Genomic DNA, 19,392 nt, shown 5'->3' on the forward strand with positions numbered 1-19,392 from the left:
TCATTGCCCCACCGCATCGTTCGCCGGCAGCAAGGGCGCCGAATCATTCACCGCGCCAAGCCCGGCCATATTGAAGAGCTCGCCAACCGGCACCCGCGTCACCTCAGCCAGGCGCGCACCGAAACCCATATCCAGCAGCACCACGCGCAAGGCCGAACGCCCATCAACATCGCTACCGTAGTCGCCGGTGCTAATCTGGCCCGAGCGCACCCGGGCAAAGCTCACCGCGTCATACCAAGCCCGCATCAAATAGCCGGCCAGCAGATTCCGCTCACCCATCGCTGAATGCAGATCGCCCTGAAAATCCACCTGCTCGACACGCAGAAGCAGATCGCCGCTCATTCACTCATTCCTTCCAGCCGCAGCAACAGCTCATGCAAAGCCGCCTGCACGCGATACACCTCACCGCGCACGCGCTTCACCTCATGGGGCTCAATCTTCCCGTCGGACAGCGCATCATCGACGGCCGCGCCCACATCGCCATTGGCGCGCCACACCTTCGTCACCAGCTCCAACACCGCCAGATCGCTGGCCGGCGCATTCTCCACATTCGGCACCGCCACATAGCCATGACGGCTCGCCAGCGCATGCAGAATCCAGTGCTGGCCGGTGGCCGCCATCAGCTTGTCTGCCTCTTCCACCGTCAGGTGATGCGTATCCAGATTCGGATTGACCTTGTTCCGCAAGGTCGAAACACCACAACCCAACATGGGCGCCAGAGCCTCAGCCCCACCCTTGAAATCATGCACCGTTGCATACATCGCCAGTTTCAGAGACATCGCCGCACCTTCTGAGCCGATCAGGAAAAAACGCTCGTTGTTTTCAACCCCCGACGCGCCAGAATGCGAACCGGGGAACGTAATAAAAAAGCCGCTGGGGAGCGGCGAACCGCCGCTTAGCTGGGGAGCTTCGCGCCGGAGGAGGAGTACGCAGTGCCACGCAGATACGCCCAGTCCTCATCAGCAGGACGGAGCGACTCACAGCGCACAGCACCATTCGTGAATTTTTCAATCTCGATTGCCAGGCGCACCGAACACGGGCCACCAGATGCAATCTGCGAGAGATAAGAGGGCTTGATATGCAAGTGGTCAGCCAGAGCGCTTGCCCGTCCGCGCGCAGCTTTAATCCACAGTCTCAGTTCCATACCGGCGAGTTTAGTATTTTACTAAATCAATGGCAAGCCGAATTTAGCGTTTCGCACATTTATGCAAACACTAAAAAAGTGGATCATCCACGAATGGACATCAGTGAAATTCGGCTCGCCAACCTGCGCACCCTGCTTGAAAAAGCCGGCAGCCACGGCGCGTTTGCCGAAAAGGTGGATACCTCTGCCGCCTACATCAGCCAGATACTCAGCTCAAGCCATCCCGCGAACGTGGGCAAGAACTTGGCGCGCAAAATCGAAAGCAAGTTGGGGCTTGAGCACGGCTGGATGGATCGTGATCACAAATCACACTCCCACTACCGGCCATTGACTGCACATCCTCCGGTAAAAGAAGAAGCGCAAACCTACACCGCAGAAATGCCCCCCGAAGTCGCAGCCATCTATCGCGCCGCCCTCGAAGCATGGCAGTCCAATAGCCTCACCAAGCGCACGGCCGAAAGCGTCGTGAACCTGCTGCAGGCCGTCACCCCGCAGCAGGAACCAGCCCAGCCCGGCGACAACAGCCAAGCCAGCGCCTTTCTCGCCAGCCAGGTCAAAAACGTTGACAGTGGGGGTCAATGACGTTTAGCCCGCGTTGCGTGAAGCTGCGCCATGAACGTCTACGACCTCCGCCTCCACCTGCTCCGCCAGCTGATCCAGCAGCATGGCGGGCTGGCTGCTTTTTCAGAGCTTACAGGCATTGATAAGAGCACCCTTTCACGCTGCGCAGGGCGCAACCCCAGCGAACGCATCGGCACCCGCCTCGCCAACCGCATCGAAACCGCAATCGGGTTAAAACCTGACCACTTATCGGATTTTTCGACGCTGATTGACAGTGGCGGTAAACTGCCGGCCGATATGCTGGCCACCGCCCACCCCGCGCAGAAAAGGCTTATCAGCTACCTGCTGCACTATCCCATCGATGCCACTACCGCTCGCGCGCTGCTGCTGCTAGCCCGCCGGCGGCGATCGTGAGCCGGCGCCCGGTCGTTCACGTCCTCGCCAATGCCAATCTATCCGTCATCCGCACCCCGCTCAGCGGGTACCGCAGCCCGGTGGCCTTGGCAGAAATCGTGGACGAGGACGGCCAGCCCCGCCGCTGCTACCTCAAGCCCTGCCCGCTGGGCAATCGCGCCCTGCTGGGCGAAATCATCCGCTGGCTCTGGTGCCATACCATGGACGTGCGCGCCCCCGAAGGCGCATGGGTAGTGCTCGCCGATCCGCAGCGCCTGCAGCGCCACTGGCCCACGCACAGCTGGGGCAGCGAGCTGGTGCCGTGCTGGGTCACGCAGGAGCTGGACGCCCCTGCGCCCGAATCGCGCCGCCTGGCACTCACGCCCGACCGCGCCGCCGAGCTGCTGCGCTGGCCGGCCTGGTGGCGCATGCTGGCCATTGATCTGTTTCTGGAAAATGCCGACGCCCACATCCGCAACATGATCCTGCTCGATGACGACAGCTGGGCCACCATCGACGGCAGCGAATGCTTCGGCGGCAGCGACTGGACCAGCGCCACACTTGGTAAAAGGCCCATTATTCACAAGCTCGCCCACCAGCTGCGCCTATATGATCACCGCTTCCGCCCGCAGGAAACGGCTATAACAAACATACAAAGCGCACTGACCGGAATCAGTGTCACGCTCTACGCGCTGAAAGACCCCGTGCTGCACTGGGCCACCGGCCTCACCGATACCAAAGAGGCGGCGGCGCTCTATGCGCATCTGGCCGCCCGCACCCATCTGGAGAACACACCATGGCATCAGCCGATAAATCCCTCGATTGGCTTGCCGGGCAAATCAACCCACAGCACACCGCTGGCAGCGGATGCACCGGGATCGTCACCCCGCTGAACCTGCGCGGCTACCAGGGCATCACTGAACAGGGCGCGCTGGGCTGCATCGTCGAATTCCACACCCCCGTCAGCAGCATCCACCTGGAGGACTACGCCCCCGATGGGCTGGCGCCGGATTTCAACGCCGAAACCCTCAAGCAATGGCACAAAGCCATTGCCGACCTGCGCTGGCTGATCGAACACAACCAGCTTCCGCGCGACGAACACCAGCGCCTCATCAGCCCCGCACCCGACATGCTGGTGCTCGACCCACCCACCGATTTCATCTACGCCACGCCCACCATCGCGCTAGAGCGGCTGCGTGAACTCTTCTCCGGCTTGCATCGCGGCATCCTGCGGCAGCCCAGCCGGGGCGGCAGCGGCCTGAACGACGAACAAGCCAGCAATGTCGCCCTGCTCACCCTGCGCGCCCGCTACCTGCACCTGCACTTCATCGAAGACTGGCACGGCAGCCACATCTGGCGCAGCGACGAAGGCCTGGTCGCCCTGCACACCAGCACCGAAGAGCGCAGCCCCGGCGAAATTGCCGACCTCGCCCTGCGTCTGAACGAGCTGCGCAAGAAAACCGACGCCGCCACCATCTACAGCGTCGCCAGCATCCCCAGCGCTCAGGCACTCACCGAAGAGCTGATCGCCCGCCTGATGCGCATCAAGGTCACGCTGGTACCCGCCAGCACCACCGACGAACTGCGCCATGAGCTGGGCCAGAGCTGAGCGCACCGCCCCCACCACACACCCGCTGCGGCGGGTTTTCTTTTGCCTGACATGCGCGTAAATTTCTCCTGTCTTACTTGGGAGAGTAAACATGCAACAGGACAACAAAAAATCGCGGGCCGGCTGGATCATCGGCCTGGTCATCGGCGGAAGCATCTTCAGTTTCATCATCCTTCCCACTCTATTCATCCTTCTAATTGGCGCGATCTTGCCTGACGACAAAAATCAGCAAGCAAGCGCCCCAGCAAGCGAGCATCAATCGATAGCCAAAGCCGAGCCAACCGCTCAACCGACACCAGCACCAACGCCAGAACCGACCCTGACCCCGAAGCAGATCGCCGCGAAGAAAAAGCAAGAGGCCGAAGAACAGGCGGCTTTTGTAAAACTCATGGCCCAACAGCGCAAAAACATGGCCAAGGACATTGAGCAAGCACTACTTGATGATGGCGTCGATTCGCGCGTAACCACCACCGGCAAAGATGGAACAACCCTGAAAATCAGCGGCTTCGGCGTTGGCCGCGTCTTCGCAAACAAATTCATGAAAGCGGACGGCATCCATGACAGCCTGCTGAAACACGGCTTCAAACGTGTCGAGTTCCACCCCAAATACGGCGACGAATACACCTACTACGACTTATAAACCGACAAAGCCCGCCCAACCCGCCCGAGTGGCGGGTTTCTTTTTGCCTAGCGTTTTAGTTTTTTACACAATTTTTAGTGCTTTGCCATTGACATCAATTTAGCGTTTTACTAAAGTTCAAACCGTCACCACCGCGCAGCAAGGCCGGACGGTGACCCGGGCCGATTGCACTCTCCCAGCTAACGACACCTTGCTGCGCACCAGACAACAACCCCAGGAGAAAACCATGTCCGTACGTCCGTTCCTCGACACGATCCGCGATGTCCGTCGCGGCGAAATCCTCAACGACTGCGAAGACGAACTGCTGAAAGTCATCAAGGCCGTGGAAGAAACCGGCAAGGCCGGCACCTTCACTCTGCAGCTCACCATCAAGCCCGCCAACAAGGCCGGCGGCGTGATGACGGTGCAGGACAAGGTCACCAGCAAGTTGCCGCAGCTGCCAGCGGGAGAAACGCTGATGTTCGTCACCCCCGAATTCAACCTGCAGGCACAAGACCCGCGCCAGAAAGAGCTGAACCTCAAGGCCGTCGAGAACGGCACCACCGAGCTGAAGAAAGTCGCCTGATCGTCGGGCAAACCCGTTCCCCTCTCCCCAAGGAAACACCATGTCCCAGCAAGAAAATTACGCCCAGACCATCGCTACCGAAGCCCGCAAGCCGGTGGTGCTGTTCGATGAATTCGACAACGAACGCCAGATCGCCCTTCCGGTCGGCTACCAACTGCACGACTGCGAGCACCTGCTGCCACACCCGCGCCGCGCCACCGGCCGGACCACGCTGCACGACACTGACAGCTTCATCGCCTACGCCAAGCGCATCGGCTCGCTGACTTCGACGGCCATCTACATCAACGCCGATTACGCCAAGAACCAGGTCAGCGCCGTGGCCATCTTCAACGACCACGAAGACCAGCCGGGCTGGCGCGACCACACCGCCACCCTGCAGCCGCGCATTACCGAAGAATGGAAGACCTGGACGGCTGGCAGCGGGCAGTGGAAAAAGCAGATCGATTTCGCCCACTTCCTCGAACAGAACCTGCCCGACATCGTCGCCCCGAACGGCAGCGACGTGCTGACCTTCGTCACCCAGCTGGAAGAGCAGCGCAACGTCAAATACCGCAGCGGCGTGAACCTGCAGAACGGCATGGTGCAGATCGAATTCGTGGAAGACGGCAGCGACGCCACCAAGGGCAAGCTCGAACTCTTCAAGGAATTCACCATCGGCGTGCGCCCCTTCTTCGGCGGCGAGGCCTACAGCGTGAAAGCCGCACTGCGCTATCGCATCGACCGCAACAGCGGCGAAATCGCCTTCATGTACGAGCTGCAGCGCCCTGAAAAGATCATCGAAGACGCCGCCAAGGTGATCGTCGACAGCATCAAGGAACAGGCCGGCTTCCCGGTCTTCTTTGGTACCCCGAACTAAGCCGCCCCAACCAGCCAAAGGAAACACCATGACCCCATTCAAATTCGATCTTAACCAGCACGTAACGCTCGCCATGTCCGGCGAGCAAGGCGTGGTGATCGGCCGCGCGGAATTCAACAACCGCGAGCCGTGGTACTTCGTTCGCTACGTGAACACGAACGGCCAGCAAACCGAAAACTGGCAGGACGAATCGGCGCTGAAGAACACCGTACAGGAAGACCCGCCGTACTAAGCCCCCAGGCTGCAGCCGCTTGCCAGCAGGCGGCTGTGGCGTGGCGACTTGCCACCCTCAGGAGAAAACCATGCTCACCCTGATCCACTACCTCACCGACGACAGCGACGATCACAGCGTCATCAACGCCTGGAGCGCCGCCGGATGGCAAATCCGCGCCTGCTGGAACAGCAGCAGCCGCTTCCTCGCCCACAAAACACTGGAGCTGCAGCCATGACATTCCTGCGCCTGATGATCGCGCTGGCCATCGCCCTGCTGGGCCTGGCCGCGCTCGCCAAAGCCGGGGTCGACAGCATCGTGCTGTACGGCCACCCCACCCACACGTTGCTGGCCATCCTCGGCTGCATCGCACTGGTAGCCGGCTTCGGCTGGCTGATTGACTTCTTCGACGAGCAGAACCATGGACCAACTGAAAGCCCTGTTCCTACTTGCGCTGCTGGCCACCGCCGGCACAGCAGCCCTGACCATCATTTTCATCATTCGCATCTGGATTGAGGGGTAGGCCGTGAGCGAACAACACAACGACGATCCGAACAGCAAGGACGCTAGCTTTTCCTGCAAGCTGAAAGCGGATGACGGCTACACCTATGAGCTTACTGGTGCGCGTATCAGTGCAAACCAGTGGGGCGATATTGTCGCCATCGTACAGGGCGGGAAATCATTAAAGACTACCGAGAAGCAGCGCAGCGAACTGCTTGGCGAGCTCAAAGAGCTGTCTTCAGCGATGACTCTATTGAGCTGGAATTCTGACCCACTTGCCGTCCAGATCAAGCTTGGCCAGCTCGCCAACAGGATCGCTGCCGCAATCGCCAGCGTGGAGGGCGGAAGCGAAAAATTCAATTACGGGCATATCCCGATTGAGCCGGAGGCCGCAGCATGACCCGCCCCATCATCGGCCTCACCGGCCTCGCCGGCAGCGGCAAAGACACCGTAGCCGATCACCTCTGCGCCGTGCACGGCTTCGCGCGTCTCGCCTACGCCGACAAGCTGCGCGAAGAAGTCGCACACGCTTGGGGTATCGACCTGCAGCCTTTGCTGACGCGCGAAAACAAGGAAATACCTACGCCGGTACTCGCGTTGGCCAATTGCCAGTGCAGCCGCTTCAAACTCGCGATGTACCAGCTGCTGATCAGCGACGCGGATGACCCGAACGACCCCGCCACCGACGAAAAATGGCACCTTGAGCTCACCCAGCCGCGCAGCCCGCGCTGGATCATGCAGCGCTGGGGCACCGACTTCCGCCGCGCCTGGTTCGGCGACAGCTACTGGCGCGACGCGCTGGCCCACCAGCTGGCCGACATCAGCGGCCCCGTCGTCATCACCGACGTGCGCTTCGACGACGAAGCCATCCAGCTCAGCCAGCTTGGCGGCGAAATCTGGCACATCACCCGCCCCAACCTCGCCCCGGTCGAAGGCCACGCCAGCGAACGCGGCATCGCCACCTGCTACATCGACCGCTGGCTGGACAACGCAAGCAGCACCGCCCACCTGCACGGGCTCGCCAGCATTTTTCTAGACACCATGATCTACGCCCAGGAAGGAAAAGCAGCATGACTCCCGACCAGCAACTCCTCCACAAGCTCGACTTGCTGATCGACCACCTCAGCCAGCCGCGCGCCGTTATCCCGCCCGAAAAGCAACTCTGGTCCGGCGCCGCCTGCGCTGAATACCTGGGCGTCAGCACCGCGCACTTCCAGCAGCGCATCGCCCCGCTGTCGCACTTCCCCGCCGCCATCGAGCTGCCCACCGCCACCGGCAAGAACAATCAACGCCGCTGGAAGATGGTGGAAGTGATCCGCTGGGCGGAATCCCTCAAGCAGGAGAAGAAAGCAGCATGAGCCACGCGCAAGCCATGTGTATGCAGGCGTGCTACTCGGACGCCTGCACCCGGGCGCACATCAAGCGCAAATACCTGCCCGAGCTGATTGCCGAGCGCAAAGCGTTCCTGCGCATGCCCGGCGTTGCACGGCACATGAAGCCGATTTTGCATGAGATGCGCCAGGTGATTATCGCCACGGCGCGCAAGCTGAAGGAGTACGAAGCATGACCCCCGAACAGATCAACGAGCTGCGCGAGCTGGCGCAGAGGGCAACGCAAGGTGTTTGGCGCTGGGATGGCGATTTTGTTGCTCTCCCCAGACCGCTTGATGCCCCGGCAATTATCTGTGAGCCATACCATCGGGAGTTGGATGGTCAATACATCGCCGCCGCGAACCCGCAAGCCATCCTCGCCCTGCTGGACGAGCTGGATGGGCTAAGAGCAGCAGTGCGTGAGCTGAGCTCAACACGCGACGATCTGGCTGAGAAGCTGGAAGCGCTGGAGAAGCAGGAGCCGGTTGCCGTGCCGGAGGGGTATGTGCCGATCAAGCGCAGTACGCTGCAAGGGCTTGTTGATCTGTGGAATCTGAAAGGACGCGGGCGCAGCGGATCACCGCAGCATGGGCACACCATCCCCGACATTTGGGATCAGGGAAATCCAGAAGGAATTGCCGGCAAGCCGTGCGCCGAATGCACCATGTATGACGAGGCACGCGCCGCACTCGCCGCCGCACCGCAACCCGACAACAAGGAGTCCTGAGCATGAACACATTTGCAATGTGGCTTGGCTATGCAGTCATGGCGTGCGCCGGGGTTGTGGCGACCATTTGGCTTTTCTTTTGGTGCCTCGACTTCGCATTCAAAAGGCTGAAGCTGATGCCAGCGCTGCTTGAATTTGTTGAATGGAAACAGGAAGCCAAGCGCGACTGCCTACAGGCTGCCGCCGCCCCGCAGCCCAAGGAGAACGGACAATGCTGAGTGATGAACAGATTGAAGAATTAAACATCCAGACTATTTCCAAATGGAATGCTGGCGCTGACAGTCATAATCAGTGGGACAGTCTTGGAGATGATGAAAGGAGGGAACTGTTCGCCCGCGCCATCGAAGCCGCCGCCCGCCGTGAGGCGCTGGAAGAGTCGGCGAAGATGTGCGAGTCCCGCACTTGCACTGTCAGCATGTTTGCCACTTCCCGCGAGGCGACAACCCACAATCGTGCGGTAACTGGCGATGCCGCTGCAATCCGCGCCCTGATCGACCAGCCCGCCCCGAGCGAGTCGCACACCATCAGCGTTGACGATTTGGCAGCACATATCGGGTTCACCGACGCAGACATGGCTGATGCTCGCCAGTGGGCGAAGGGCTGCGATAACAAGGCGAACTATTTTGTCGAAGCCACCTATATGGTCAGCGACGCGCTGCCGGTGGCAACTGTCAAGGATTCCTTGACAACTGGGGCCGGCGACGCGCTACCAGATCATTGCGCAGACATCGAGTTTTCCGAACTGTTCGCGGCATGGTGGGAAGATCACGGGCAATTTGTCCGGTCTGGCGGCGGGAAGTATGAGCGGTTTTTTGCATTTGAGGCATGGCGCTATTTGTACCCGCAACTAATCAGCGCCCGCGCAGCACTGGCACAGAGCGCCGACGCGGCGCGGCTGAACGAAATCGCGGACGAATACTACACACTTGAGCCGTTCTCATCTCCGACAGGCGGTAGGGATGACGCTGATGTGTGTTGGCGCGTGTTGCAGTGGCATTGCGGCGAACGGACGCCGCGTATTGTGGCCGTGGTCTACAAAGACGATCCGCGTGCAGCAATTGACGCCGCGATGCAGGGCAAGCAGGAGGGGGAGTGATGGAAACACTAGCAAAAGGGGCAGCACTGACGCCCGAGACCTTCGCCGATTTTGTCACTCGACTACGCCATCACTGCCGTGGCGAAGGTGTCGACTGGCACTGCACAGCCGATGCCATGTTCACCGTTCAGGCAAAAAAGCGAACTTATGGTGTTGACCGAGATTACACCGATAAATGGGCTGTTTGCCTTGAAGATCAAAGCTGGTTAAGCCCACAAGCGTATTGGGATGACCTCGACGACGAAGAAAAAGCCAGTCTTGATGAAGCTGCGCAAAACGCGCATGAATGCGCTTTTCTTGACCTTAGCGAGTATCAGAAATGGGATTTGCTGGGCGAATTAGACGACCACACCGTAACCGGTTACGAAGATGAATGGGAGCACGTTTGCTCGCACTTCACCAAGGAGGCGGCAGACGCATTCATCCAGCGCAAGAAACACGATTACCGGCTCGGCCTGCGCGTGTACGTTGATGCGCAGACCCATTGCTGGGAATGGAACGCCATCAAGGAAGCGCTGATGGATGGCCGTCTAGTGTTGGCCGCCCAGCAGGGCAAGGAAGGTGCGTGATGGGCGAACCACTTTTCTACCTGCAGGACAGCCGGGGCTATGTTGGCAACGACATGATGTTTTGGGCGCAGGAAGGCGCCGGCTACACCACCGATCTGCGCAAGGCACAGAAATACACGCTGGCCGAAGCTCAAGCGCAGCACGACTGCCGGCACACCGACATTCCGTGGCCGTGCGAATACATCGAGGCGCGTACCCGCCCAGCCGTGGACATGCAGTACGTCAAACGTGACGAGGCGCTGGAAGGCTCGGGAATCATCCTGACCATAACGAAGCCAGAGAAGATCAAGAAGGAGCGGTTCCGCTGCTACGGCTGCGGCGTATTTCTAACCGCCGTCGATTACTACTGCGGGCCTTGCGGTCGCTGCGGGGCGGAGAACCGCCCATGATCTGCCAAGGCTGCGACAACGACCGGCCGCCCTCTGACTTCCGCCACAACAGCAACGTGTGCCGCCTGTGCGTCAACAGACGGCAGCGCGAGCGCATGGCGGCAAAGCGTACTGGCGTGCCGGCGGCAATGGCGCTGCGGCTGCTGGAGCTGGGCGACCCTTTTAACAGAGGAATGATGCAATGAAACGCTATTCAGACGATGAAATTATGGCGGCCATTCGGGCGGCGTGGCTGAAAGACACTCTCTCATGGTCACTACGGAAGTACGTCGGTGGTCGTTATCAAATTAACAGCGACCGCGCGCACATCCGCTGCTTAATTTCCGCATTCACAAGCTGCACGCCTGATATTCCAATGGATGTAATGCGCCGACGCGGTAAGAAACTCCAAGATCAAGGGCATCTTATTTTCGGTCACTATCGTCAAGGCGATGTGTGGCGCTTCCGCCCTCTGGAAGAGGAAGCAAACCACCTGATCGACCTGGCCGTGAAGTGGTGGCGGCACATGGGCTACAGCGAGGAAGAAATGCGGCCACAAGTAGAAGGCCATCGCCGTGCTGAGAATGAAGCGGAAATTCTCGCGGCATGTGGCGCTGCCGCTGAAATCGGGAGGGCGATGACGTGAGCAACCTACCCTATGGCGTGCTGATCTTCTTGGTTGGCATGCTGCTCGGAAACATGCCGGGTGACGATCAGACCATGGCCGACTGCCGCGCAATCGGCATCGCAAAGATGATCAGCGGAGGGTATATCCAGTGCAAACCAGCACCATGACCCATCGCCCCAGCGGAACAATGTGCCAAGGCTGCGTAACCGCCCTGCTCCAAAACTGCAGCGGACTCCCATTCCACACCATGCCGGTGATGAAAACCGACAAGGACGGAACGAAGGTAGTCCGATGTACGAAATTCATTGCTTACCCACCAAAGCCCCGCTGATGCGGGGATTTCTACGCCCGGAGCATCCATGAAAGCAATCGACCTATTCGCCGGTGCCGGCGGATTTTCAACCGGCGCACGCATGGCTGGCGTGCAAGTCGTGTGGGCGGCCAATCACTGGCAGTCTGCCGTCGAAGTCCACGCCGCAAACCATCCCGAGGCTGCGCACGTCTGCCAGGATTTGCATCAGGCCGACTGGCAGCGTGTACCGGTGCATGATCTGCTGCTCGCCTCGCCCTGCTGCCAGGGCCACAGCAAGGCACGCGGCAAGGCCAACGGAAACCCGCAGCACGACAACAGCCGCAGCACCGCATGGGCTGTTGTCAGCGCCGCCGAGTATCACCGGCCAGCCTTTGCCGTGATCGAAAACGTACCGGAATTTGTGCAATGGTCGCTCTACCCGGCATGGCGTATGGCGATGGAAGCGCTCGGCTACTGTCTGAGTCCGCATATCGTGGACGCCGCTGATCATGGCGTTCCGCAGCACCGGCAGCGGCTTTTCATCGTCGCCGCCCGGGCGAAACACCCCCTGCTGCTGAACCTGCCGCGCCGTGAGCATGTTCCGGCCAGCAGCTTTATCGACCTGAACGCTGGAAACTGGTCGCCCATTGATAAGCCAGGCCGGGCCAAGGCCACACTTGAACGCATCGCCAATGGCCGCCGCCAGCACGGCGACACCTTCCTTGCTCCGTATTTCGGATCAGGATCTGGACTGACAGGTCGCGGCATTCACCGCCCCATCGGCACGATCACCACCCGGGATCGCTGGGCAATCATCCACGGCGACCGCATGCGCATGCTGGCTGCCAACGAATGCCGCGCAGCAATGGGATTTCCGGACGATTACCAGCTACCAGCGCAGCACCGGCTGGCCGTGCACATGCTGGGCAATGCCGTATGCCCGCCCGTTGCGCGTGATGTGATCGAAGCGATGCGATGGGCAGCCTGAGTTATCCGGAAATACCGGACAACTGCCCGCGCAGCTCGCTCTGTTTTGAACACCAGCCCGCAGCAGCGGGCTTTCTTCAATCCAGCCTCGCCACCACGTGCGCCATGTCCGGCGCGTAATAGACATTCTGCAGAATGCGCAGATCGCGGTGGCCGCTTATCTTGGCCAGCGTCATCACATCCACTTTCTGCGCCAGCCTGGTCAGCGCCTCACGGCGGGTGTCGTGAAAATGCAGATCCTGCACCATCGCCCGATCACGCGCCTTGCGGAATTCGGCGTCCAGCACCCCCACCTTGAGCTGGAAAACCCGCTCATCGTCAGGGTTACGCACCACACCCAACACCTCCAGCAGCGCCCGGGCGCGCGAGGATAAGGGAACATCACGCGGATGCCCGTTTTTGGTTACCGGGATGTGCACCAGCCCGCGCGCAAGATCGACGTGCTGCCAGCACATCGCGCAAATCTCACCTGCCCGCATTGCGGTTTCAATGGCAAACAGCAGCGCCGCCCCCACCCGCGCCCTGCCCGTCTGTGGCGGTACGCCTTCCAGATAGCCGAGCGCCAGCAGCAAACGGTCAATTTCTTCCGGGTGTACGCGCCGCTGCCGGGGCGGCGCTTCCTTTGGCTTGCTGACTCGCAACAGCGGGTTTTCCGGCAACCAGCGCCATTCACGCGCGGCGACGGTACAGGCGTGGCTGAGTATTCGCCATTCGCGCATCACCGTGGATCCGGAAACACTCTTCAGCCGGCGATCACGCCATGCCGCGAAATGCTCTGGCCCGAGGCTGGCCAGCTGCACCTGGGCGATCTCATCCTCACAAAAGGATTCGATGCGGTATTGCTCAAAACGATCAGAGCGCTTGGTCGGGCTCACCTCATTGGCATAGCGCTGCAGCAGATCACCGAATGTTTTATTCGACAGGCCCGCCACTTTCCCGCTGGCAATCTGCGCCTCGACCTCCGCCGCCCACGCCTGTGCCTGCGCCTTGGTTTTGCATGTGCAAGAACGAGACACTCCCGCCTTGCGCACCTTTGCCTGCCATGAACCGCTTGCGAGTTTCGTGAATGTCGCCACGCCCAATACCCTTAATCTGCCATGGACAAATCATGGACAAAACATGGACACTCGACAACAGAAAATTGCTAAAACTTGCGAAAAATCGCACAGGAACGCAGGCAACAAAAAACCGCCGTAACCCTTGATTTGATTGGGTTTGCGGCGGTTTGTGCGCTACCGTAAAAACTATCGATGGCACCCCCAGCAGGAATCGAACCTGCAACTAGCCCTTAGGAGGGGCTTATTATATCCATTTAACTATAGGGGCCTTGCCTGCGCGGCATGTGCCGGGCGAGCGCATTCTATCAAAAGCCGGTCGCTTTGGGCAGCCAGCTTGCCAAGCAGCACCCGAATAATGCAGACATTACGGATTTCAGCCTGCTAACGACTTCTGCGGCTATTGAAATCATCCAGCATTTTTTGCTCGCGACGATTTTCCTTCAGTTGCTCGTTCTGGTGGTGCCGCTGCTCAAGCGCTTCAAATGCCTTGACCTTGCGCTCTTTCTCCAGCCAGACCAGACGCAAATCGTCGTAACGCTGCTGCAAGCGGGCGATTTCTTCCCGCTGCTGCTGGCAGGCCACGTCCAGCTTGGCAAGAAACAGCTGGTAATCACGCCACTGCGCAACCGTCATGCCGCCACCGGTCTGGCCAGTAAGGCGCGAACGGTATTCGGTCCGGTAGCCTTCTAGCTGGTCCAGCTTGCCCTGGGCAGTCAGCCAGCGGGCCTGTGCTTCCTGCATGGCGCGAGCAGCATCTTCGCGCTCGTCACGCGCGAGTTGCAGCAGAAAAGCAAAACGGAACTGGGCCATTGCCTCACATCATGAAGAGCTGGGAAAGCTTCATTCTAGCCCCGGCATAGTCTTCACGTTCGTTGATTGATTGCTGCAAAAACTGCTCGAAGGACGGATGCCGGCGGATGGCATCATCCAGCACCGGATCCGAGCCGGGCACATAGGCTCCAACGCTGATCAGGTCGCGGCTACGCTGATAGCGCGAGTAAAGGTATTTGAAGCGCCGCACCAGCTCGAATTCTTCCGGAGCAATGATGTCGTGCATCACGCGCGAAATGGATGCCTCGATGTCAATCGCCGGATAGTGCCCCGATTCGGCCAGCTGCCGGCTGAGTACGAAGTGGCCATCCAGAATCGCCCGGGCATTATCGGCAATCGGGTCCTGCTGGTCGTCACCTTCCGAAAGGACGGTATAGAACGCGGTAATCGAGCCGCTGCCCTCGCGACCATTGCCGGCCCGCTCGACGAGTTGAGGTAGTCGCGCAAACACGGAGGCCGGATAGCCTTTGGTCGCAGGCGGCTCGCCAACCGCCAGAGCGATCTCACGCTGCGCCATGGCGTAACGTGTAAGCGAGTCCATGATCAGCAGCACATGCTGACCCTGATTGCGGAAATATTCGGCAACTGCGGTCGCGTAGGCCGCGCCATACAGGCGCAACAGCGGCGGCGTATCAGCGGGAGCGGCAATCACCACCGAGCGCTGCAACCCCTCTTCGCCAAGAATGTTCTCGATGAAATCCTTCACTTCGCGGCCACGCTCGCCGATCAGGCCGACGACCACCACATCGGCCGTGGTAAACCGGGCCATCATCCCCAGCAACACCGACTTGCCGACCCCCGAGCCAGCAAAGAGGCCCAGCCGCTGCCCGCGCCCAACGGTCAGCATGGCGTTGATGGCACGAACCCCCACATCCATCACATAGCGTACTGGTTCACGATCCATCGGATTGTATGCGCGGGCAAACAATGGTTGCCAGGCATCCGACTCCAGTTTGCCCTTGCCGTCCAGCGGACGTCCCAGGCCATCAAGAATCCGGCCCAGCAGCCCCCAGCCTACCGGCATCTGCCGGCCATGGTCTTCGAGGCGCCGCTGCACTGCACGTGCGACACCATAATCCGGCTGGCGGGCTGCAATGTCTTCATGCGGCAGCACGCGCGCACCGGGCTCGACACCGTACAACTCGGCAATCGGCATCAGAAACAGGCGGTCTTCCTGAAAACCGACCACGACAGCCTCGACGGGATGGCCGCCCGGCGTGATCACATCGCAGGAAGTGCCGATCGGCAGGCGCAGGCCAACGGCCTCCAGTACCAGGCCTGAAACGCGGGTCAGACGCCCTTGTGGTGTCCAGGGGCGCATCCACGATGATGCTGCCGCGCAATCCCGGAGGTATTGCCGGCAGAACCCGAGAGCTTCACTCACTGTCGAACTCAGCGCTGACCGGAGGCATTGCAGTCGCGCTCACGGCACGTTTATCACTATCCGCCGGCACGGCCGCGGTGGATTCCCAGGCCAATGCCGGCACATCATCGCGACGCAAAACGGCCAGCTGGTTCTGCCAGCGTGTGGCCAGCGAAATATCGACTGACGATGCTGGTGTCTCGATCCTGCAGCCGCCAGCCGGCAAGGAAGGATCAGGAACCAGACGCCAGACGTCCTCCGGCAACTCGACCTGCAAATCGGATTGCAATAGCACCAGATCATCGGGATTGAGCAGCATGCGCGCAGGCGAGCGCACCGCAGGCAGCGCAGCCAGAACCTCGCGGATACCCGCCATCAGCACGGTACGATCTGCATGCAGCTCATCGCGTACAACCTGCCGGGCAATGGTCAGCGACAAATCGAGCACTTCTTCAGCCAGCTCTCTCTCGGCGCCGGTCAGCCAGTCGCTCATGCGGGCTACCAGCTCCTGCATGCGCTGCACCTCGGCCACAGCCTGTTCGCGACCAGCCTGCAGTCCGGCCTGATAACCTTCATCATGCGCCTGCTGCTGGATTGCTTCGATTTCTTCGGCCGTCGGATAGGGCAAAGCCGGCGCCTCAACCACACCGGAAGGAGTTTCTTCCTGGGTATAGCCCTGCACCCCTTCCTGATAAATGGATTCAACCTCAATACCTGCACCGGTATCAACAGCATCAGGTACAGACTCCGCGACCTCCGGAGCAGGCTGTGCGGGCGGGGAATCCAGCAGCGAACCAAATTGCCAGCGCTGGAAGCCGGACAGCTCTTCGCGCGGAATCACGCGACGGGGATTGGATGACATCGCTTATTCCACCAGCCCTTCGTCGCCCTTGCCACCCAGCACGATCTGGCCTTCGTCGGCCAGCCGCCGCACGATCTTGAGGATTTCCTTCTGTTCGGCCTCGACTTCGGACAGCTTGACCGGCCCCTTGGCCTCCAGATCTTCGCGCAGCATTTCTGCTGCCCGTGATGACATGTTCTTGAAGATCTTTTCGCGCAAGGCCTGGCTGGTGCCTTTCATGGCAATGATCAGCGCATCGGACTGCACCTCGCGCAACAGCAGCTGGATGCCGCGATCGTCGATATCCAGAATGTTGTCGAAGGTGAACATCTTGTCCTGGATTTTCTGTGCCAGCTCGGGGTCGTATTCGCGGATATTGGAAATCGCCGAGGCCTCGACCACGCCCCCCATGAAGTTAAGGATGTCGGCGGCCATGTGCACCCCACCCATGGCGCTCTTCTTGATCTTGTCCGAGCCGGACAGGAGCTGGGTCAGCACGTCATTGAGCTCGCGCAGCGCAGATGGCTGTACACCTTCCAGCGTGGCGATGCGCAGCAGCACATCGTTGCGCAGGCGCTCGACAAAATTCGACAGGATTTCGGACGACTGGTCGGGTTCGAGGTGAACCAGAATCGTGGCAATGATCTGCGGGTGCTCGTTTTTGATCAACTCAGCGACGGCAGCTGAATCCATCCACTTCAGTGACTCGATGCCGTTGTTGTCATTGCCCTGCAGGATGCGGTCCAGCAGGTTGGCGGCCTTGTCGCTACCCAGCGCCTTGGTCAGCACCGAGCGGATGTATTCATCGGCTGCGCCAAGGTTCGCGCGGTTCTGCGTCGAGGCGACAAAATCACCCAGTACGACATCCACTTCTTCGCGCTTGACGTTATTCATGTTGGCCATCGCGAAGCCCAGCTTCTGGACTTCCTTGGGGCCAAGAAATTTGAAGACTTCCACTGCGGCTTCTTCACCGAGCGTCATCAGCAGGATCGCGCCCTTGCGCACCCCTTCTTCATTCAGACTGGCTGCCATTGTATTACCCTGCCTTACCCAATCTTGTTGGGATTTTCATTCTTGCCATCTTCATCGCTCATCCATTCGCGCAGGATGGTTGCGACCATGCGGGGATCATTCTTGGCCAGTTCCTTGGCCTGCTGCATCAGATCGGCAAAGGCTGCCAGATGCGCCTGGTCCTCTTCGGAACTGCGCGCAGCCTCGCTGCTTTCACCTTCCCCGCCAAGCGCTCCAAGCCCGTCACCCAGATCGAGCTGGAGCGATTTGCCGTCGGCACTGCCGCGGGCGATATCCTTCATCAGCGGACGAACGATAAAGAACAGCAGATAGATAACGGCGATGGCCAACAATAGCACCTTCAGCACGGTAGGCCAGTTGGCCTGCAGATAGTCGGTCGCCTTTTCGACAGCCGGCCGGTCTTCCAGCGGAGCCGCATCCGCAAAGGCGGCATTGACCACATTCACCGAATCACCGCGCCCCTGGTTGTAGCCAATGGCTTCGCGCACCAGATTGTTGATCTGGGCCATTTCCTGGGCACTGAACGGCACATAGCTGGCCTTGCCATCCTTGTCCTTGCCCGGCTTGAAGTTGAGCACAACGGCAGCTGAGAGACGTTTCACCGTGCCAACAGGCTGCTTGACATGCTGGATGGTCTTGTCGACCTCGTAATTGATCGTTGCTTCACGCCGGGAATTGCCGGCACTTTCGCTGCCACTGGCACCGGTGGCTCCAGAAGCAACGGGCGCGGTAATCGGCGCGGTTGCAGCACCCGGCGGCTGATTGGACAGAGCGCCCGGCACCCCCATTGCCGCACCATCCGGCGAACGAGCCTGCTGGTCGAGTGTCTGCTGGCTGCGAATTGACGCGGCATTGGGCGGCGAATTGGGCTTGAAGGTCTCGGAGGTCTGCTCGACCTCGGCAAAATCGACCTGCGCGGTAATCTCTGCGCGGACATTATCCTTGCCGACCAGCGGCGCCAGAATGGCCTGCACACGCTCGACATAGCCACGCTCGATCTGCATCACGTACTGCAGCTGGCTCTGGTCAAGATTGCTCTGATTGAGGCGGTTATTGTTCGACAGGAGATTGCCGTCCTGGTCGACTACGGTGACATTCTTGACCAACAGATCAGGGACACTGCTGGAAACCAGATGAACGACACCGGCTACCTGGGCGCCATCCAGGGTACGACCGGGACGCAAGGTCAGAATGACGGATGCAGTGGGTTTCTGCTGATCTCGCAGGAAAACGGACTGCTTCGGAATTGCCAGATGAACGCGGGCTTTTTCGACAGCGGAAACGGTTTCGATGGAACGGGCCAGCTCGCCCTCAATGGCGCGCTGGTAATTGACCTGCTCGGTAAACTGGGAAACACCGAATTTCTGGTTGTCGAGCAGCTCGAAGCCGACATTGCCGGATTTCGGCAAGCCTTGGGCAGCCAGCTTGAGACGGACGTCATAAATCTTGTCGGCCGGTACGGAAATGGCTCCGCCCGCATCCAGCTTGTAGGGGATGTTCATTTGCTGCAGTGACTGCACCACTGCGCCACCTTCCTTATCGGGAATGTTGGTAAACAACACCCGGTAAGACGGCTCCTTTGACCAGATCAGCCCGCCAATCAATGCTGCGATCACGGCGGCGACCAGCCCCATGAGCAGAATCTTGCGAGCAGATGACAGTTCACCGAAGCGTTGCTGAAAGCCGCTGATGCTTTGCCCTGCGATAATCGTGCGCTGCGCTACCGTGCCTGCTTCTGCCATACCCTAGC

At 60.0% G+C, this 19,392-nt stretch carries 31 protein-coding genes and 1 tRNA gene; 23 read left to right on the plus strand and 9 right to left on the minus strand.

Annotation, left to right across the window (positions count from 1 at the left end; translation table 11 throughout):
- Entirely contained in the window at positions 1–342 is a 342-nt protein-coding gene (locus H559_RS0105500; protein WP_028451873.1) for a hypothetical protein, read from the minus strand.
- The gene (locus tag H559_RS0105505; RefSeq protein ID WP_028451874.1) at positions 339–779 is read right to left on the minus strand and encodes a phage regulatory CII family protein; all 441 of its coding nucleotides are present in this window, start codon (positions 777–779) and stop codon (positions 339–341) included. Before H559_RS0105505 ends, H559_RS0105500 begins: the two co-directional genes overlap by 4 nt.
- 299 nt (positions 780–1,078) lie before the next feature.
- On the opposite strand from H559_RS0105505, the gene H559_RS21495 reads away from it, so the two are divergent.
- The 23 genes from H559_RS21495 (at position 1,079) to H559_RS0105620 (ending at position 12,518) form a co-directional block, all read left to right on the plus strand.
- Entirely contained in the window at positions 1,079–1,726 is a 648-nt protein-coding gene (locus H559_RS21495; RefSeq protein WP_162143297.1) for a hypothetical protein, read from the plus strand.
- Between the two features lie 30 nt (positions 1,727–1,756).
- The gene (locus tag H559_RS0105515) at positions 1,757–2,119 is read left to right on the plus strand and encodes a hypothetical protein (protein ID WP_028451876.1); all 363 of its coding nucleotides are present in this window, start codon (positions 1,757–1,759) and stop codon (positions 2,117–2,119) included.
- Positions 2,116–2,991, plus strand: coding sequence for a hypothetical protein (locus tag H559_RS0105520; protein WP_028451877.1), 876 nt, complete (start codon positions 2,116–2,118; stop codon positions 2,989–2,991). The genes H559_RS0105515 and H559_RS0105520 overlap by 4 nt, the downstream gene beginning before the upstream one ends.
- Positions 2,895–3,707 carry a hypothetical protein gene (locus H559_RS0105525; protein WP_028451878.1) on the plus strand — a complete coding sequence of 271 codons (813 nt, stop codon included), beginning with the start codon at positions 2,895–2,897 and terminating at the stop codon, positions 3,705–3,707. The genes H559_RS0105520 and H559_RS0105525 overlap by 97 nt, the downstream gene beginning before the upstream one ends.
- A gap of 91 nt (positions 3,708–3,798) precedes the next feature.
- Positions 3,799–4,347, plus strand: coding sequence for a hypothetical protein (locus tag H559_RS0105530; protein ID WP_028451879.1), 549 nt, complete (start codon positions 3,799–3,801; stop codon positions 4,345–4,347).
- Between the two features lie 226 nt (positions 4,348–4,573).
- On the plus strand, positions 4,574–4,912 hold the full coding sequence (locus H559_RS0105535; protein WP_028451880.1) for a YfdP family phage-associated protein: 339 nt from the start codon (positions 4,574–4,576) through the stop codon (positions 4,910–4,912).
- A 40-nt stretch (positions 4,913–4,952) separates the two neighbouring features.
- Entirely contained in the window at positions 4,953–5,768 is an 816-nt protein-coding gene (locus H559_RS0105540; RefSeq protein WP_028451881.1) for a DUF2303 family protein, read from the plus strand.
- Between the two features lie 28 nt (positions 5,769–5,796).
- On the plus strand, positions 5,797–6,000 hold the full coding sequence (locus H559_RS0105545) for a hypothetical protein (protein WP_028451882.1): 204 nt from the start codon (positions 5,797–5,799) through the stop codon (positions 5,998–6,000).
- Positions 6,001–6,070: 70 nt separating this feature from the next.
- Positions 6,071–6,217: a hypothetical protein gene (locus H559_RS22575; RefSeq protein ID WP_155845308.1), complete on the plus strand. Its 147-nt coding sequence runs from the start codon at positions 6,071–6,073 to the stop codon at positions 6,215–6,217.
- On the plus strand, positions 6,214–6,495 hold the full coding sequence (locus H559_RS0105555) for a hypothetical protein (protein ID WP_028451883.1): 282 nt from the start codon (positions 6,214–6,216) through the stop codon (positions 6,493–6,495). Before H559_RS22575 ends, H559_RS0105555 begins: the two co-directional genes overlap by 4 nt.
- 10 nt (positions 6,496–6,505) lie before the next feature.
- Complete coding sequence (locus H559_RS0105560; RefSeq protein ID WP_028451884.1) at positions 6,506–6,880, plus strand: hypothetical protein; 375 nt, start codon at positions 6,506–6,508, stop codon at positions 6,878–6,880.
- Complete coding sequence (locus tag H559_RS0105565) at positions 6,877–7,554, plus strand: deoxynucleotide monophosphate kinase family protein (RefSeq protein WP_028451885.1); 678 nt, start codon at positions 6,877–6,879, stop codon at positions 7,552–7,554. Before H559_RS0105560 ends, H559_RS0105565 begins: the two co-directional genes overlap by 4 nt.
- Positions 7,551–7,838, plus strand: a complete 288-nt coding sequence (locus H559_RS0105570; RefSeq protein ID WP_028451886.1) for a hypothetical protein — start codon at positions 7,551–7,553, stop codon at positions 7,836–7,838. The genes H559_RS0105565 and H559_RS0105570 overlap by 4 nt, the downstream gene beginning before the upstream one ends.
- Complete coding sequence (locus H559_RS0105575) at positions 7,835–8,047, plus strand: hypothetical protein (RefSeq protein WP_028451887.1); 213 nt, start codon at positions 7,835–7,837, stop codon at positions 8,045–8,047. Before H559_RS0105570 ends, H559_RS0105575 begins: the two co-directional genes overlap by 4 nt.
- Entirely contained in the window at positions 8,044–8,577 is a 534-nt protein-coding gene (locus tag H559_RS19110; protein WP_034639947.1) for an ead/Ea22-like family protein, read from the plus strand. The genes H559_RS0105575 and H559_RS19110 overlap by 4 nt, the downstream gene beginning before the upstream one ends.
- Before the next feature lie 2 nt (positions 8,578–8,579).
- Complete coding sequence (locus H559_RS0105585) at positions 8,580–8,795, plus strand: hypothetical protein (protein WP_028451888.1); 216 nt, start codon at positions 8,580–8,582, stop codon at positions 8,793–8,795.
- Positions 8,789–9,673: a hypothetical protein gene (locus H559_RS0105590; RefSeq protein WP_028451889.1), complete on the plus strand. Its 885-nt coding sequence runs from the start codon at positions 8,789–8,791 to the stop codon at positions 9,671–9,673. The genes H559_RS0105585 and H559_RS0105590 overlap by 7 nt, the downstream gene beginning before the upstream one ends.
- Positions 9,673–10,242, plus strand: a complete 570-nt coding sequence (locus H559_RS0105595) for a hypothetical protein (protein WP_034639948.1) — start codon at positions 9,673–9,675, stop codon at positions 10,240–10,242. The genes H559_RS0105590 and H559_RS0105595 overlap by 1 nt, the downstream gene beginning before the upstream one ends.
- Entirely contained in the window at positions 10,242–10,631 is a 390-nt protein-coding gene (locus H559_RS0105600; protein ID WP_034639952.1) for a hypothetical protein, read from the plus strand. The genes H559_RS0105595 and H559_RS0105600 overlap by 1 nt, the downstream gene beginning before the upstream one ends.
- Entirely contained in the window at positions 10,628–10,816 is a 189-nt protein-coding gene (locus H559_RS0105605; protein WP_028451892.1) for a hypothetical protein, read from the plus strand. Before H559_RS0105600 ends, H559_RS0105605 begins: the two co-directional genes overlap by 4 nt.
- Entirely contained in the window at positions 10,813–11,256 is a 444-nt protein-coding gene (locus tag H559_RS0105610; protein ID WP_028451893.1) for a hypothetical protein, read from the plus strand. Before H559_RS0105605 ends, H559_RS0105610 begins: the two co-directional genes overlap by 4 nt.
- Positions 11,253–11,405, plus strand: coding sequence for a hypothetical protein (locus H559_RS22580; protein ID WP_155845309.1), 153 nt, complete (start codon positions 11,253–11,255; stop codon positions 11,403–11,405). Before H559_RS0105610 ends, H559_RS22580 begins: the two co-directional genes overlap by 4 nt.
- A 192-nt stretch (positions 11,406–11,597) precedes the next feature.
- Complete coding sequence (locus H559_RS0105620; RefSeq protein WP_028451894.1) at positions 11,598–12,518, plus strand: DNA cytosine methyltransferase; 921 nt, start codon at positions 11,598–11,600, stop codon at positions 12,516–12,518.
- Positions 12,519–12,594: 76 nt separating this feature from the next.
- Here H559_RS0105620 and H559_RS0105625 read toward each other — a convergent pair whose 3' ends face one another.
- The 7 genes from H559_RS0105625 to fliF all read right to left on the minus strand — a co-directional run bounded on the left by H559_RS0105625 (position 12,595) and on the right by fliF (position 19,384).
- Positions 12,595–13,533 (minus strand): tyrosine-type recombinase/integrase, encoded by a 939-nt coding sequence (locus H559_RS0105625; protein ID WP_245579335.1) that lies wholly within the window; start codon positions 13,531–13,533, stop codon positions 12,595–12,597.
- Between the two features lie 235 nt (positions 13,534–13,768).
- A tRNA-Arg gene (locus tag H559_RS0105630) sits at positions 13,769–13,843 on the minus strand.
- A 113-nt stretch (positions 13,844–13,956) separates the two neighbouring features.
- Positions 13,957–14,385, minus strand: a complete 429-nt coding sequence (gene fliJ / locus H559_RS0105635; RefSeq protein WP_028451896.1) for a flagellar export protein FliJ — start codon at positions 14,383–14,385, stop codon at positions 13,957–13,959.
- A gap of 4 nt (positions 14,386–14,389) precedes the next feature.
- A complete protein-coding gene (fliI, locus tag H559_RS0105640) occupies positions 14,390–15,727 on the minus strand; it encodes a flagellar protein export ATPase FliI (RefSeq protein ID WP_155845310.1) in 1,338 nt (445 codons plus the stop codon).
- A gap of 55 nt (positions 15,728–15,782) precedes the next feature.
- Positions 15,783–16,631 (minus strand): flagellar assembly protein FliH, encoded by an 849-nt coding sequence (locus H559_RS21500; protein WP_051278971.1) that lies wholly within the window; start codon positions 16,629–16,631, stop codon positions 15,783–15,785.
- A gap of 3 nt (positions 16,632–16,634) precedes the next feature.
- Positions 16,635–17,642, minus strand: a complete 1,008-nt coding sequence (fliG, locus tag H559_RS0105650) for a flagellar motor switch protein FliG (RefSeq protein ID WP_245579336.1) — start codon at positions 17,640–17,642, stop codon at positions 16,635–16,637.
- 14 nt (positions 17,643–17,656) lie between these two features.
- Positions 17,657–19,384, minus strand: coding sequence for a flagellar basal-body MS-ring/collar protein FliF (gene fliF, locus H559_RS0105655; RefSeq protein WP_051278972.1), 1,728 nt, complete (start codon positions 19,382–19,384; stop codon positions 17,657–17,659).
- Positions 19,385–19,392 lie beyond the last annotated feature (8 nt).

It is taken from the genome of Chitinilyticum aquatile DSM 21506, assembly GCF_000430805.1.
Lineage (GTDB): Bacteria > Pseudomonadota > Gammaproteobacteria > Burkholderiales > Chitinibacteraceae > Chitinilyticum > Chitinilyticum aquatile.